The 14,665-nt window shown below is 64.5% G+C and carries 19 protein-coding genes; 16 read left to right on the top strand and 3 right to left on the bottom strand.

Annotation, left to right across the window (positions count from 1 at the left end; all coding sequences use genetic code 11):
• Nucleotides 1-28 precede the first annotated feature (28 nt).
• From GL284_RS11610 to GL284_RS21785, 10 genes are all read left to right on the top strand, one after another.
• Complete coding sequence (locus GL284_RS11610; protein ID WP_155044796.1) at nt 29-577, top strand: NnrU family protein; 549 nt, start codon at nt 29-31, stop codon at nt 575-577.
• A 1-nt stretch (nt 578) separates the two neighbouring features.
• Complete coding sequence (locus tag GL284_RS11615; protein ID WP_155044797.1) at nt 579-785, top strand: DUF1737 domain-containing protein; 207 nt, start codon at nt 579-581, stop codon at nt 783-785.
• Nucleotides 782-1,816, top strand: coding sequence for a MaoC family dehydratase (locus GL284_RS11620; RefSeq protein WP_155044798.1), 1,035 nt, complete (start codon nt 782-784; stop codon nt 1,814-1,816). The genes GL284_RS11615 and GL284_RS11620 overlap by 4 nt, the downstream gene beginning before the upstream one ends.
• Before the next feature lie 369 nt (nt 1,817-2,185).
• On the top strand, nt 2,186-2,581 hold the full coding sequence (sdhC, locus tag GL284_RS11625) for a succinate dehydrogenase, cytochrome b556 subunit (RefSeq protein ID WP_155044799.1): 396 nt from the start codon (nt 2,186-2,188) through the stop codon (nt 2,579-2,581).
• 12 nt (nt 2,582-2,593) lie between these two features.
• Nucleotides 2,594-2,983 (top strand): succinate dehydrogenase, hydrophobic membrane anchor protein, encoded by a 390-nt coding sequence (locus GL284_RS11630; RefSeq protein ID WP_155044800.1) that lies wholly within the window; start codon nt 2,594-2,596, stop codon nt 2,981-2,983.
• 9 nt (nt 2,984-2,992) lie between these two features.
• The gene (gene sdhA, locus GL284_RS11635; protein ID WP_155044801.1) at nt 2,993-4,795 is read left to right on the top strand and encodes a succinate dehydrogenase flavoprotein subunit; all 1,803 of its coding nucleotides are present in this window, start codon (nt 2,993-2,995) and stop codon (nt 4,793-4,795) included.
• Nucleotides 4,795-5,148: a hypothetical protein gene (locus GL284_RS11640; protein ID WP_155044802.1), complete on the top strand. Its 354-nt coding sequence runs from the start codon at nt 4,795-4,797 to the stop codon at nt 5,146-5,148. The genes sdhA and GL284_RS11640 overlap by 1 nt, the downstream gene beginning before the upstream one ends.
• Before the next feature lies 1 nt (nt 5,149).
• Nucleotides 5,150-5,461: a hypothetical protein gene (locus GL284_RS11645; protein ID WP_155044803.1), complete on the top strand. Its 312-nt coding sequence runs from the start codon at nt 5,150-5,152 to the stop codon at nt 5,459-5,461.
• A 57-nt stretch (nt 5,462-5,518) separates the two neighbouring features.
• Nucleotides 5,519-6,301 carry a succinate dehydrogenase iron-sulfur subunit gene (locus GL284_RS11650; protein ID WP_155044804.1) on the top strand — a complete coding sequence of 261 codons (783 nt, stop codon included), beginning with the start codon at nt 5,519-5,521 and terminating at the stop codon, nt 6,299-6,301.
• Between the two features lie 108 nt (nt 6,302-6,409).
• The gene (locus GL284_RS21785) at nt 6,410-6,544 is read left to right on the top strand and encodes a hypothetical protein (RefSeq protein WP_255453260.1); all 135 of its coding nucleotides are present in this window, start codon (nt 6,410-6,412) and stop codon (nt 6,542-6,544) included.
• Nucleotides 6,545-6,704: 160 nt separating this feature from the next.
• On the opposite strand, the gene GL284_RS11655 is transcribed toward GL284_RS21785, so the two are convergent.
• Complete coding sequence (locus GL284_RS11655) at nt 6,705-7,397, bottom strand: metal-dependent hydrolase (protein WP_155044805.1); 693 nt, start codon at nt 7,395-7,397, stop codon at nt 6,705-6,707.
• A gap of 121 nt (nt 7,398-7,518) precedes the next feature.
• Here GL284_RS11655 and gatC point away from each other — a divergent pair, with 121 nt between their 5' ends.
• Genes gatC through GL284_RS11675 form a run of 4 tightly spaced genes read left to right on the top strand, consistent with a single transcriptional unit; the run spans nt 7,519 to nt 10,453 of the window.
• On the top strand, nt 7,519-7,806 hold the full coding sequence (gene gatC / locus GL284_RS11660; protein WP_155044806.1) for an Asp-tRNA(Asn)/Glu-tRNA(Gln) amidotransferase subunit GatC: 288 nt from the start codon (nt 7,519-7,521) through the stop codon (nt 7,804-7,806).
• Nucleotides 7,803-9,287, top strand: a complete 1,485-nt coding sequence (gatA, locus tag GL284_RS11665; protein WP_155044807.1) for an Asp-tRNA(Asn)/Glu-tRNA(Gln) amidotransferase subunit GatA — start codon at nt 7,803-7,805, stop codon at nt 9,285-9,287. Before gatC ends, gatA begins: the two co-directional genes overlap by 4 nt.
• Before the next feature lie 24 nt (nt 9,288-9,311).
• The gene (locus GL284_RS21870) at nt 9,312-9,845 is read left to right on the top strand and encodes a hypothetical protein (protein ID WP_155044808.1); all 534 of its coding nucleotides are present in this window, start codon (nt 9,312-9,314) and stop codon (nt 9,843-9,845) included.
• The gene (locus GL284_RS11675; RefSeq protein ID WP_341870366.1) at nt 9,842-10,453 is read left to right on the top strand and encodes an N-acetylmuramoyl-L-alanine amidase; all 612 of its coding nucleotides are present in this window, start codon (nt 9,842-9,844) and stop codon (nt 10,451-10,453) included. Before GL284_RS21870 ends, GL284_RS11675 begins: the two co-directional genes overlap by 4 nt.
• Here the strand turns inward: GL284_RS11675 and GL284_RS11680 are convergent.
• Both GL284_RS11680 and GL284_RS11685 read right to left on the bottom strand, forming a co-directional pair.
• Nucleotides 10,448-11,224, bottom strand: a complete 777-nt coding sequence (locus tag GL284_RS11680; RefSeq protein WP_155044810.1) for a 23S rRNA (adenine(2030)-N(6))-methyltransferase RlmJ — start codon at nt 11,222-11,224, stop codon at nt 10,448-10,450. The genes GL284_RS11675 and GL284_RS11680 overlap by 6 nt on opposite strands.
• Before the next feature lie 621 nt (nt 11,225-11,845).
• On the bottom strand, nt 11,846-12,058 hold the full coding sequence (locus GL284_RS11685; protein WP_155044811.1) for a DUF1127 domain-containing protein: 213 nt from the start codon (nt 12,056-12,058) through the stop codon (nt 11,846-11,848).
• Between the two features lie 325 nt (nt 12,059-12,383).
• Between GL284_RS11685 and GL284_RS11690 the strand changes: the two genes are divergently transcribed.
• Nucleotides 12,384-13,508, top strand: a complete 1,125-nt coding sequence (locus tag GL284_RS11690; RefSeq protein WP_155044812.1) for an Mrp/NBP35 family ATP-binding protein — start codon at nt 12,384-12,386, stop codon at nt 13,506-13,508.
• Between the two features lie 647 nt (nt 13,509-14,155).
• A complete protein-coding gene (mraZ, locus tag GL284_RS11695; protein ID WP_341870365.1) occupies nt 14,156-14,662 on the top strand; it encodes a division/cell wall cluster transcriptional repressor MraZ in 507 nt (168 codons plus the stop codon).
• Nucleotides 14,663-14,665 lie beyond the last annotated feature (3 nt).

A 14,665-nucleotide genomic window follows, 5' to 3' on the forward strand; every position in this document is an offset into this window, starting at 1 on the left:
CGAACGCATCCAGCAAGGGAATGGCCAGATGTTACCTTTGATCCTTGGCATGGCGCTGTGGTGGGGCGCGCATTTCTTCAAGCGGCTGGCACCGCAGGCGCGGGCCGATCTGGGCAAGGGCGGCCGGGGGCTGATCGCTGCCGTGCTGGTCGTGGCGGTGCTGCTGATGATCTGGGGCTATCGCATCAGCGACGGGCCGTATTGGTGGGGGGCCTCGGCGCCGCTCAAGGGGATCAACAATCTGCTGGTGCTGGCGGCGTTCTATCTGTTCGCCGCCGATGGCATGAAGACGCGCATCACCCGCCATGTGCGGCATCCGCAACTGACCGCGGTTTCGCTGTGGGCCTTTGCGCATCTGATCGTGAATGGCGATCTGCCCAGCCTGATCCTGTTCGGCGGGCTGCTGGTCTGGGCGCTGGTGGAAATGGCGGTGCTTGGCCGCGCCGCGCCCTGGGTTCCGCCCGCCGGGCCGTTTCCGATACGCAAGGAAATCATGGCACTTGCCGGTGCCGTCATCGTCATGCTGGTGGTCGGCCTGATCCACACATGGCTTGGCTACAACCCGTTCGGAGGCTGACATGCCCAGGATCTATCGCCTGCTGACCGAGGACGACACGTCCGAATTCTGCCACAAGGTCAGCCTTGCGCTGTCCAAGGGCTGGGAACTGCACGGCGCGCCCTCGATCGCCTTCGACGCGGCGCGCGGCGTGATGCGCTGTGCGCAGGCCGTCACCAAAGAGATCGAGACCGATTATCACCCCGACATGAAGCTGGGCCAGCAATGAGCAAGACAAATCCCGGCCGCTTCTTCGAGGATTACCGCATCGGCGACGTGATCCGCCACGCCACCCCGCGCACCATCGCCGAGGGCGAACGCGCGCTGTATCACGCGCTGTATCCGGCGCGTCATGCGCTGCATTCCTCGGATGAATTCGCGGTGGATTGCGGGCTGGACGGCAGCCCGATGGACGATCTGATCGTGTTTCACACGGTCTTTGGCCGCACCGTGCCCGATATCAGCCTGAACGCCGTGGCCAATCTGGGTTATGCCGAGGGGCGCTGGCTGGCTCCGGTCTGGCCCGGCGACACGCTGCGCGCCGAATCCGAGGTGATCGGTCTCAAGGAGAACTCGAACGGCAAATCGGGCGTGGTCTGGGTGCGCACGCGCGGCATCAACCAGATGGATCTGCCGGTGCTGGAATATGTGCGCTGGGTCATGGTGCGCAAAGCCGATCCCGATGCGCCCGCGCCCGACCCGGTGGTTCCGGATCTGGCCCGCACCGTGGATCCGCACCAGCTGATCGTCCCCGAGGGGCTGGATTTCAGCAATTACGATGATCAACTGGCCGGAGAACCCTATCGCTGCGGCGACTATGCCGTGGGCGAGGTGATCGACCATGTGGATGCCGTCACCATCGAAGAGGCCGAGCATATGCTGGCCACCCGCCTGTGGCAGAACACCGCCAAGGTGCATTTCGATGCCACCTTCCGCGAAGACGGCCGCCGTCTGATCTATGGCGGGCATGTCATCAGCATGGCCCGCGCGCTGTCCTTCAACGGTCTGGCCAATGCGCAGATCATGGTGGCGCTGAACGGCGGGGCGCATGCGAATCCCTGCTTTGCCGGCGATACGATCCGGGCATGGTCCGAGGTGCTGGAAAAGGCCGAAACCGAGGTGCCGGGCATCGCGGCGATCCGGCTGCGGCTGGTGGCGCATAAGGGCGCTGCCGGGGACCGGGCGCTGCTGGGCACGGATGGCAAATACGCGCCGCATGTGCTGCTGGATCTGGATTACTGGGCCCTGATCCCGGCATGAGCGGTCCGCACGCAGCCCCGGCGAATTGTCCAGCGGCCCCGCAAGACGCGGCATCGCATGGGCGGGGCAGGGGCATCCGGCCCTGCCTGTGGTCGCCGGGCAGGGTCCGCGTCAAGCGGGCGGCTTTTTCTTCCTATCGTGACGAAATCGCTCAGGTTTTATGGGAGGCTGACTGATACCGCAACCATGTGATCACAGGTATCGCTGCCGTGATCACAAAAGCTGAAAAACTTGCCGTATCCCCCTTTCGTCTTGTCTCGACCCGTGACAGAGGAGGGAAAACGACTAGAAGCAACCCAAATTTCTCGGCCAGCCCTTGCCGCCAGCCGCCTTGTGCTGTGAGGGCCTCTGAACGCAGGAGAGCGCACCATGGCTGACGTAAACCGGGGCAACCGGCCGCTGTCACCGCATCTGCAGGTTTACCGCCTGCCACTCGCCGCCATCACGTCGATCATGACCCGCATCACGGGCCATGCCTTGGTGGCCGGTATCGTGCTGATCGTCTGGTGGCTTGTCGCCGCCGTCGCCTCGCCCGGCGCGTTCGCCTGTGCCGATTGGGTCATGCGGTCGTGGATCGGCTTCATCGTGCTGACCGGCTCGATGTGGGCGCTGTGGTATCACCTGCTGTCCGGCCTGCGCCACATCTTCCTGTATGACGCGGGCCACGGGCTTGAGATCGGGCAGGCGGAACGCTCCAGCCAGATCCTGATCGCGGGCTCTGTCGCGCTGGCCGTGCTGACGCTTATCATCTTCTTCGCGTTCTGAGGGGCAAGGATCATGCGTTACATCACACCCCGCAAAGCCGCCGAAGGTCTGGGTTCGGCCCATGAAGGCACGCAGCACCATTGGGCCATGACCGTCACCGGCATCGCGCTGGCGATCCTGACGCCGCTTTTCCTGATCGTGATCGCCCGCGCCATCGGTCTGCCGCGCGAACTGGTGCTGGCCTATTTCGCCCGTCCGTTTCAGGCGCTGATCACCGGCTTTTTCGTCATCGTTGGCATGCTGCACTTCATCAAGGGCACGCGCATCATGATCGACGACTATTTTCAGGGTGGCGTGCGCAAGGGCGCCATCATCGCTTCCGTCATCTTTGGCTGGGCGGTCATCGCCTGTGCCGTTTACGCGCTGGTCCGCATGGGCCTTGGCGCGATCGTCGTGCTTTGAGGTTCCGCAATGGCTGATTACAAATACGAAACGCATGATTATGACGTCGTGGTTGTGGGTGCCGGTGGTGCGGGCCTGCGCGCGACGCTGGGCATGGCCGAACAGGGCCTGCGCACCGCCTGCGTGACCAAGGTGTTCCCGACGCGCTCGCACACGGTTGCGGCGCAGGGCGGCATCGCGGCCTCGCTGGCGAATATGGGCCCCGACAACTGGCAGTGGCACCTTTACGATACCGTCAAGGGCTCGGACTGGCTGGGCGACACCGACGCCATGGAATATCTGGCGCGCGAGGCCCCCAAGGCGGTCTATGAGCTGGAACATTACGGCGTGCCGTTCTCGCGCACCGAGCAGGGCAAGATCTATCAGCGCCCCTTCGGCGGCCATACGACCGAATTCGGCGAAGGCCCCCCGGTGCAGCGCACCTGCGCCGCCGCCGACCGCACCGGCCACGCCATTCTGCACACGCTGTATGGTCAGTCGCTGAAGGAAAAGGCCGAATTCTTCATCGAATATTTCGCGCTGGATCTGGTCATCACCGATGGCAAATGCACCGGCGTCGTCTGCTGGAAACTGGATGATGGCACGATCCACGTCTTCAACGCCAAGATGGTGGTGCTGGCGACCGGCGGTTACGGCCGCGCCTATTTCAGCGCGACCAGCGCCCATACCTGCACCGGCGATGGCGGCGGCATGGTGGCGCGTGCGGGCCTGCCGCTGCAGGACATGGAATTCGTGCAGTTCCACCCGACCGGCATCTATGGCTCGGGCTGCCTGATCACCGAGGGCGCGCGCGGCGAAGGCGGCTATCTGACCAACTCGGAAGGTGAGCGGTTCATGGAACGCTATGCCCCGACCTACAAGGATCTGGCCTCGCGCGATGTGGTGTCGCGCTGCATGACCATCGAGATCCGCGAAGGCCGTGGCGTGGGCGACCACAAGGACCACATCTTCCTGAACCTGATGCACCTGCCGCCGGAAAGCCTGGCCGAGCGTCTGCCGGGGATTTCGGAATCGGCCAAGATCTTTGCCGGTGTGGACGTGACGCGCGAGCCGATCCCGGTTTTGCCGACCGTGCATTACAATATGGGCGGCATCCCCACGAACTATTGGGGCGAGGTGCTGAACCCCACCGAAGACCAGCCCGACGCCGTGTTCCCCGGTCTGATGGCCGTGGGCGAGGCCGGCTGCGCCTCGGTGCATGGGGCGAACCGGCTTGGCTCGAACTCGCTGATCGACCTTGTGGTGTTCGGCCGCGCCGCCGCGATCCGCGCGGGCGAGGTCATCGACCGCGCCGCGCCGATTCCGCCGACCAATGTCGCAGGCGTGCAAAGCGCGCTGGACCGCTTCGACCGCATCCGCAATGCCGATGGCGGCACCTCGACCGCCGAGCTGCGCCTTGAGATGCAAAAGACCATGCAGGCCGATGCCGCCGTCTTCCGCACCGACAAGACGCTGGCCGAGGGCATGGAAAAGATGAAGGTCATCGCCGCCAAGATGAATGACCTGAAAGTCACCGACCGCAGCCTGATCTGGAACAGCGACCTGATGGAATCGCTGGAACTGACCAACCTGATGCCGAACGCGCTGGCCACCATCGTCGCCGCCGAGGCGCGCAAGGAAAGCCGCGGCGCGCATGCCCATGAAGACTGGCCCGAGCGGGATGACGCCAATTGGCGCAAGCACTCGCTTGCGTGGATCGAAGGCAACGATGTTAAACTGGCCTATCGGCCCGTTCACCTCGATCCTTTGACCAAGCACGAGGACGGCGGGATTGATTTGAAGAAAATCGCTCCTAAAGCAAGGGTTTACTAATGCGTCTTCCCCTGATCCTGACCGCTGCTGCACTGGCCCTGTCGGGCTGTGTCTATCAAAATCCCGCAGCGATCCCGCCTGCGGCGACGCTGCCGCCGGTGGCCGTGCCCAATCCGGATGCTGCCGTACGCAGTTCGGCCCGCGTGGTCGTGAACCGCGAAATGGCCCGCCGTCTGCCGGGGGCGAATGTCGCACCCTATACCGATTGCGTGTTGCAGAACGCCACGACGGCGGAACTTGCCGACATCTCGCAATCGGCCAATGCCAGCGGCGCGGTTGCGGCGATCGTCGGTCGCCCGGCCACGACGCAATGCATCGCCGGGGCCGCCGCTGCGGCCCGCGGGACGGCATAAGATGAACGGGCGCGGCGCGCTTCTGGCCATGGCTCCGGCTTTGCTGGGGTTGCAGGCCTGCGCGCCGATCCCGGTCGAGCGGGCCGAACGTGTCTGCCTTGACAGCGCCCGCGATGCCCGCAGTCCGCGCACCGAAATGGGCGTGGGCTTCGGCTCGCACGGGGCGCGGGGCGGCTATGTCTCGGTCGGCATGTCGTCGGATTACATCATGGGCCGCGATCCGTCGCGGGTCTATCAGGATTGCGTGCTGCGCCGCTCTGGGCAGATGCCCACGGTGCCGCTTTACGACCAACCCGGCTGGAGGGCGCGGTGATGCCCTTCGCCCCAGCGCCTACCGCGACGCGGCGGTCCGACCACCAGGAGTAACCCAATGGTCCAACTTACCCTCCCCAAGAACAGCCGGATGCGGGTCGGCAAGACCTGGCCCAAGCCCGAGGGCGCGAAAAACGTCCGCCGCTTCAATATCTATCGCTGGGATCCCGATACCGGGGAAAACCCGCGGATCGACACCTATTTCATCGATCTGGACAAATGCGGCCCGATGGTTCTGGACGCGCTGATCAAGATCAAGAACGAGATCGACCCGACGCTGACCTTCCGCCGGTCCTGCCGCGAAGGCATCTGCGGGTCCTGCGCCATGAATATCGACGGCGGCAACCATCTGGCCTGCATCTTCGGCATCGACGAGGTGAAGGGCAAGGATGTGAACATCTACCCGCTGCCGCACATGCCCGTGGTCAAGGACCTGATCCCCGACCTGACGCATTTCTATGCCCAGCATGCATCCGTGCAGCCCTATCTGCAGACCGAAACGCCCGCGCCCGCCAAGGAATGGCGCCAGTCGATCGAGGACCGCAAGAAGCTGGACGGGCTTTATGAATGCGTGATGTGTGCCTCGTGCTCGACGGCATGTCCCAGCTACTGGTGGAACGGCGATCGCTATCTTGGCCCGGCCGCGCTGCTGCATGCCTATCGCTGGATCATCGATTCGCGCGACGAAGCCACGGGTGAGCGGCTGGATGCGCTGGAAGATCCCTTCAAGCTGTATCGCTGCCACACGATCATGAACTGCACCAATACCTGCCCGAAAGGCCTGAACCCGGCCAAGGCCATCGCCTCGATCAAGCACATGATGGTCGACCGGATCGTCTGATCTGTCGTCAGGTCATGGCCGATATGCCGCGCCGCAGCTGGAATTTGCTGCGGCGCGGCGTTATATTTTCCGGCGGGGAGATCGTCATATCAGCCCCGGAGAAACCCGATGACCACCGACCGCAAAGACGCCAAGAAAGCCGCACCGACGCCCGCCGCTCAGGCGGCGCTGGAGCAGATGTTCGGCTATTTCTCGTTCCAGCCGATGCCGACCGAACGCGAAGAAGAGCGTCTGGCGGCCTAAGGCACGCAATCCTCCAAAAATTTCAGGCAGCGCGGCTTGTCAACGCCGCGCTTTGCTTTTTGCGACACGCCGGTGGATGGGCCGCATGGGTATTTGAAAAACAAGGAGGCATTTGGCGCGGCGCCTGGTTTCCTTGTTTCCCAAATACCCAAAAGACCGTTCAGAAAGCGATGGGCTTCATCACCTCGGGCTCGATGACATTGACGCCGGGCAAGCCTTCGATCAAGGCAGCGGCGCTTTGTTCCAGCAAGGGGAAGGTCTTGTAGTGGCAGGGCACGACCGTCTTGAAGTCGAAGTATTTTTTTGCCGCCCATGCCGCGCGTTTCATGTCCATGGTGAAATGGCCGCCGGCGCACAGAATGCCGATATCGGGCTGATGGTATTCGCCCATCCATGCCATGTCGGCCATGATGTCGGTATCGCCCGAGACATAGATCACATGGCCGTCGCCCGCGATCATGTAGCCGGATTCGTGGCCTGCATAGATCGGGCCTTCATTCCCTTCGATGGATGAGCTGTGCGAGGCGTTAACCATCGTCACCTTGGCACCGCCCAGATCGACCGTGCCGCCCTTGTTGAAGCCGATGCCTTCAATGCCCTGATGCGTCTGCCATGTGCTGATCAGGTCGAAAATGCCGACGACCGGGATTTTCAACTCTCGCGCGATGGCCAGCGTATCGCCTGAATGATCTCCGTGGCCATGGGTCAGCAGCACATGGGTCGCGCCCTTGATGGCGTCGTCGCGTGCGCCGTCCGGGAATGCCGGATTGCCGGACATCCAGGGGTCGATCAGGATGACGGCCTGTTCGATTTCAAGACGAAAGCCGGAATGGCCAAGCCAGGTCAGTTTCATGGGGGCTCCTTGCGATATGCGGGCATCCTGCCAAGACCGGCAGCCAGCGTAAAGTTCCAAGGTCCGCTTGCCCCGACCCGATGCGGGCGGTAAACCGCCCCCAAGCGAAAAGGAGCCTCCGATGGCCATCACTCAGGACGACGCCCGCAAGGTCGCGCATCTGGCGCGCATCGCGGTTGACGACGCGGCGCTGCCCGCATTGGCGCAGGAACTGAACGGCATCCTGCATTTCATGGAACAGCTGAACGAGGTCGATGTCGAGGGCGTCGAGCCGATGACCGGCGTCGAGCCCATGCGCCTGAAACGGCGCGAAGATGTCGTGACCGATGGTGAGCAGCAGGATCTGGTCCTGAAGAACGCGCCCGATGCGCGCGAAGGGTTTTTTGCCGTGCCGAAGGTGGTGGAATGAGCGATCTGAACAAGCTGACCATTGCCGAGGCCCGCGACGCGCTGGCCAAGGGCGACACCAGCGCCGTGGAACTGACCGAGGCCTGCATTGCGGCGATCGACGCGTCGGGCGCGCTGAACGCCTTTGTGCATAACACGCCAGACATGGCGCGGCAGATGGCTGCGGCGGCGGACGGTCGGTTGAAGGCGGGCGATGCCGCGCCGATGACCGGCATTCCGGTCGGGGTGAAGGATCTGTTCTGCGTGCGCGGCGTGCCGTCGCAATCGGCCAGCCGGATCCTTGAGGGGTTTCTGCCGCAATACGAATCCACCGTGACGCAGAACCTGTGGGATCAGGGCGCGGTGATGCTGGGCAAGCTGAACCAGGATGAATTCGGCATGGGCTCCTCGACCGAGAACAGCGTCTATGGCCCGACCGTCAGCCCGTGGAAGCTGGATGATGGCGTGGCGCGGACCTCGGGCGGGTCGTCGGGCGGATCGGCGGCGGCGGTGGCTGCGGATCTGTGTCTGGGGGCGACGGCCACGGATACCGGTGGCTCGATCCGGCAGCCTGCGGCCTTTACCGGCACGGTGGGCCTGCGCCCGACCTATGGCCGGGTCAGCCGTTGGGGCGTGATCGCCTATGCCAGCTCGCTGGATCAGGCGGGGCCGATCACCAAGACCGTGCGCGATGCGGCGATCATGCTGGGGGCGATGGCCTCGGTCGATCCCAAGGACTCGACCAGCGCCGAACGTCCGGTGCCGGATTATGAGGCCGCGCTGACCGGCGATATCCGCGGCAAGCGCATCGGTATTCCGCGCGAATACCGCATCGATGGCCTGTCGGATGAAATCGACGCGCTGTGGGGCAAGACCGCGCAGATGCTGCGCGATGCCGGGGCCGAGGTGGTGGATATTTCCCTGCCGCATGCCAAATATGCGCTGCCCGCCTATTACGTCATCGCCCCGGCCGAGGCGTCGTCGAACCTCGCACGCTATGACGGCGTGCGCTATGGCCGCCGCGCCAAGCTGGGGGCAGGCGATGGCGTGGTCGAGATGTATGAAAAGACCCGCGCCGAAGGCTTCGGCCCCGAGGTGCAGCGCCGCATCATGGTCGGGACCTATGTGCTGTCGGCGGGCTTTTACGACGCCTATTACAACCGTGCCCGCAAGGTGCGTGCGCTGATCAAGCGCGATTTCGATCAGGCCTATGCCAGCGGGATCGACGCGATTCTGGCGCCGACCACACCCAGCGCCGCCTTTGCGCTGGGATCGGCAGACAGCTCGAACCCGGTCGAGATGTATCTGAACGATGTCTTTACCGTGACGCTGAACCTTGCCGGTCTGCCCGGGATCTCGGTTCCGGTCGGGCTGGACCGTCAGGGGCTGCCTCTGGGGATGCAGCTGATCGGGCGGCCATGGGATGAAGGCGGTCTGTTGAACCTTGCGCAGGCACTGGAAACTGCGGCAGGGTTCGGGGCGAAGCCGCCGCGCTGGTGGTAAGATGACGAACCGGGGAGAGGTGTGATGCGGAAACATGTGATGCTGGCCCTTAGCCCCGTTCTGGCTTTGGCCGCCTGCGGCGAGAATGCGGGCTGGAACCCGAATTACAGCGCCATGCACAATGGGTCGGACTATGCGCAATACTGGCAGCAGCGCGAAGCCGCGCTGCATGGCCGGGGCGGGGTTCCGCAGACGATCCCGGTGCAACTGCCTGCACAGGCGCCGCAGGTCGTGCAGCCGGGGCGCAAGGTGGTCCCGGCGACAGTGGCGGTGGTTCCGGCGAATGCGCAGCCGGTGACGGCGGGCGGGCCTTATCCCGGATCGACCCCGGTGCTGGTGCGCTATGCCCGGCAGGAACGGCAAAATCCCGGCACCTCGGCCTATACCCGCACCGGCGGCTCGGTCGTGTCGGCGGCAAGCCAGTGTTCGCGCTATAGCTCGGCCGATCATGCGCAGCGCGCCTTTATCGCGGCGGGTGGCCCGATCCTTGATCCGCGCGGCATGGATCCCGATGGCGATGGCTATGTCTGCGGCTGGGATCCGCGCCCGCTGCGGTGAGCCTGTCGCCCAATCACGGCGACCGGCGCGGCCAGCGGCCCGAGCTGATCGTCTTGCACTATACCGGCATGGCGGATGGCGCATCGGCCCGCGCGCGTCTGTGCGATCCCTTGGCCGAGGTCAGCGCGCATTGGTTGATCCATGAGGACGGCACCACCGAGGCGCTGGTCCCCGAGGATCGCCGCGCATGGCACGCAGGCGCGGGCGAATGGCGGGGCAGCGGCGACGTGAATTCCCGCAGCATCGGCATCGAACTGGTCAATACCGGCGCGCGCCCCTTTCCCGAACCGCAGATGGCCGCACTTGAGGCGTTGCTGCGCCGGATCATGACCCGCTGGGACATCGTGCCCGCGGGGGTGATCGCGCATTCCGATATGGCACCTGACCGCAAGATCGATCCCGGCCCGCGATTCGACTGGCGCCGCCTTGCGCTGCAGGGGCTGGCGATCTGGCCCGAGGGGGGGGATGAGCAGCCCTTGGCGGCCAGTCTGGCGCGGATCGGCTATCCGGCGGGACCGGCGACGCTGGCGGCGTTCCGGCTGCGCTTTCGGCCATGGGCCGAGGGCCCCGAGGATGCGACGGATCGCATTCTGGCGGCGGGTCTATAGCCGGGCGAACAGCTTTTCGATGCGACGCGATTCCTCTTCCAGCCCATAAGGCGGGTTCAGCACGAACATGCCCGAGCCGATCATGCCATGGCCGGGACGGGCCGGGGGGAAGCCGACCTCGGACAGCAGCGCCTGCGGGTGGGCCTGCCGAAGCGCCTCCAGCATGGGAACATGCCGGGCGTCGGTCAGAAGGGGATACCACAGCGCGATGACGCCGACATTCCATTTGCGCGCGATCTGGGCGATCTGGCGCGGGATGGCGTCGTAATCGGCCTTAACCTCATAGCTGGGGTCGATCAGCAGCAGCCCCCGGCGCGGCGTCGGCGGGCAGACCGCCTGCGCCATGGCAAAGCCGTCCTGCCGGTGCAGATGCGCAAAGCCGCCGACCTGCGCCAGGGCTTCGTGTTCTGTCGGGTGCAGTTCGGCCAGATGGGCGTTATCCTCGGGGCGCAGGAAATAGCGCGCGATCAGCGGCGAGCCGGGATAGGCATCCGGCCCGTGCATGTGCTGGATCTGGTCCAGCGCCTGCAGCAGCGGATGATCGGGCGGCAGCCAGTCCTGCTGCAGCGCGCGCTGGATGCCCGCCCGGGCCTCGCCGGTCTTTGCCGCCTCGGGGCCAGACAGGTCGTAAAGCCCGCGCCCGGCATGGGTTTCCAGATAGCTGAGGGCTTTTGGCTTCTGCGTCAGATAGTCCAGCATCCACGCCAACAGGGCATGCTTGTGGAAATCGGCCAGATTCCCGGCGTGATAGGCGTGCTGATAGGACAACATGCCCCGCGATAACCCGTCTGCCCTGAAATGAAAAGCGGCGGTGCCCAGGGAGGAGGAGGGGCACCGCCGCGTAACGCCGGCCCAGGGAGGAGGAGGGGCCGCGTATGGGATGCGGCGACGGCAGGGAGGAGGAGGCCATCACCGCGTGCGACGACCCAGGGAGGAGGAGGGGCCGTTGCAACCGTTTCGCCTTTTCGGCGTATCTGGCGGCGACACCCTCAGGGAGGAGGAGGGAGGGTGCCGCCTGAACTGCGCGCCCTAGGGAGGAGGAGGGGGCCCGCGGTATGGGATGGCGGCTTCCCAGGGAGGAGGAGGGGAAGGCCGCCTTTACTGCGAAGCCCAGGGAGGAGGAGGGGCTTCACCGTATCTGATCGGCGGCGACCTCAGGGAGGAGGAGGAGGTCGCCGCCTGAACTGCGTGCCCCAGGGAGGAGGAGGGGGCCCGCGGTGTGAGTGTGGCGACCTTCCCAGGGAGGAGGAGGGGAAGGTCGCCTTTACTGCGAAGCCCAGGGAGGAGGAGGGGCTTCACCGTATCTTTGCGGCGGCATCCTCAGGGAGGAGGAGGGAGGATGCCGCCTGAACCCAGACCCCAGGGAGGAGGAGGGGGTCGGGTATTCTATTCTTACTTGCCCCAGGCGGCTTCCAAAGCCACCCGGCGGATCATCGACCGGCTGATGCCCAGATCGGCCAGTTCGCGGCCGTTCAGATCATTCAGTTCGCGAACCGTCTGGCGATAAAGCGCGCGGCGTGCGAAGTGGGTGCGGATCTTGCCCATCAGGACCGCAAAACCAGCTTGGTTGCCTGCAGTGCCGTGGTTCAGATCAAGAACAGCCATTTCATTCACTCTTGCGTCTTTGGTCGTCAGCTTCGGTCAGCCCGTCGCTTTGTTAGGGCCAACATGCCTATTGTGCTGCGACTGCACAATAGCCGAAGCCGTGATGCTGCCATGCAGAAACCGCATGGCTTGGTTAAAGCCCGTCACACAAGCGTCTAATTTGGCAGTATTTTTCCGGCTCAACTCGCGTCAGTTTCAACATATCGTTGGCAATCCACGACAAGATGCCTAGAGTTTCAGGGCTTTAACGAAACCGGGCTTTCCGTGCCTTGCCGAGCCGTCCCGAACTTGACATGCTGCCCGCGCTTCTAAATCGGGGGTAAAGATGGCGATATCACGTGAAAATGTGCTTTTGGCGCTACAGGGAATCGCGGTCCCGGGCGGCGGAAATCTGGTTTCCGACGATCTGGTGCGCGCGCTTTCCATAGATGCGGGCACGATCCGATTCGTTATCGAGGCCAAGGATGCCGATGCAGCTCGCGCCCTTGCGCCGCTGGAGGCCGAGGCCAGGGCCCGCCTGCTGGCCTTGCCCGGCGTCGAAAAGGTGCAGATCGTCCTGACGGCCCCAGCAGCCCCGCGTGGCGCGCCGCCGCAGGTCGCCGCGCGCTCAGGTGGTGCTTCGGCTTCGGGCGGGGCCGAGCCGCCGCCCAGTCTGAAGATCGGCCGTCATCCGACGCCGCAGGCCGGGCCGCTGCCGGTCAGCGGGGTCGCGCGCATTCTGGCCATTGGTTCGGGCAAGGGCGGGGTCGGGAAATCGACGCTGACCTCGAACCTTGCCGTGGCGCTGGCCCGTGCGGGTCGGCGGGTCGGATTGCTGGATGCCGATATCTATGGCCCCTCGCAGCCGCGGATGCTGGGCCTGACCGGCCAGCGCCCGCGCACCGACGGCCAGATGATCGAGCCGCTGCACGCCTTTGGCGTCACGGTCATGTCGATCGGCCTGATGATGAAGGAAGGCGAGGCGCTGGTCTGGCGCGGCCCGATGTTGATGGGCGCGCTGCAACAGATGCTGAATCAGGTGAAGTGGGGCGAGCTTGACGTTCTGCTGGTCGACCTGCCGCCCGGCACCGGGGATGTGCAGCTGTCGCTGTGCCAGAAGGCGCAGGTCAGCGGCGCGATCATCGTTTCGACCCCGCAGGACGTGGCGCTGATCGATGCCCGCCGCGCCATCGACATGTTCGACAAGCTGAAAACTCCGGTTCTGGGGCTGGTCGAGAACATGTCCTCGTATATCTGTCCGAATTGCGGCCATGAGGCGCATCTGTTCGGGCATGGCGGCGTCGCCGCCGAGGCGCAGCAGCTTGGCCTGCCTTTCCTTGGCGAGATCCCGTTGAATCTGGATGTGCGGCTGGCGGGCGATGCCGGAACGCCGGTCGCCGCAGGTGAAGGTCCGGTCCCGGATGCCTTCGCGCGCCTTGCCGATCGCCTGATCGGCGGCGGTATGGCCTGAATCACCCGCCGTGGGCATCCTTGGGTGCCCGCGGAACGGCTGGGAAATCACGGGAATATGCCCGTTCCCACGAATCACTCGGGCGTGAATTGCTGTGAGCAGCCGCAGAATCGCCCGCCCCCTCAGCATAATCCGAAAGCGTGAAACAGCCCTGCCGCGACGGTGGCAGAGTGTTTTACGCGGTTTATGGGATTATGTGGGATTTTTATCTCACCCCTTTCTAGCTACCACATGTAGTGGTGTGATCGGAAAGAAGATCCAGACCTGCCATGCGTTAATCTTTGCTATTGCAATGTTCCGTGCGCGTTCACGGGCGGAACGTCGCCTGCGCCCGTCATCGCCACGATGAAACCCATTGCTTCCCATGAAATCCCATGGCATCCCTTTGATCACGGAGACGGGCTCAAGGGGCAGCAAGACCCCAAAGGCGAGACGCAGAACTCATACAGGCACCCGCTTCCGAACATGCACCGGCCGCGCGCGAGCAGCACCTCCCCCAGGTGGCGCCAAGGCAGGGCAAGATCCCCGAAACTACGGGGCCCAGAGATGGGAACGAGGGCGGCGGATCGGGCAGTGGCAGCAGCCCGATCCGCCCTTTCCTTTTCGGGACACCGGAAGGGCTGGGACAGTGGAAGGAGCGCGAGCCAGTGGCGCGCAGGTTCAGAGGATCCGAAGACGTAAAGGTGGACGCCAAGGGTCGCGTGTCGATCCCGGCCAAGTTCCGCCGCGTTTTCGAATCCTGCGACCCCGACTGGCAGGCCGGAAAGCGCGCCCAGCTGATCATCGTCTTCGGCATGCGCGACTGGAAGCATCTTCAGCTTTACACCATTCAGGCCATGGACGAGATCGACGAGGGCATTTCGCAGATGCCGCGCGGCAGTGCCGAACGCAACCTGCTGGAAAACCTGTATCACGGTCACGCCGAAGAGGCCGAGATCGACGGCGACGGCCGCCTGGTCCTGCCGCAAAAGCTGCGCGAACGCATCGGGCTTACCGACAGCGCCTTTTTCATCTCGGCCGGCGACAGCCTGAAGGTCTGGACCCCCGAGAATTACGCCGACGAAGAACAGCGTCTGGAATCGCTGGTGCCGAATTTCGAACCGGGCGCCGATCCCCTGTCCCTGCTGGCCACGGCCAGAGCGGCGGAGGGCTAGGTC

It is taken from the genome of Paracoccus shanxieyensis, from assembly GCF_009711265.1.
In the GTDB taxonomy this organism is placed as follows: Bacteria; Pseudomonadota; Alphaproteobacteria; order Rhodobacterales; family Rhodobacteraceae; genus Paracoccus; species Paracoccus shanxieyensis.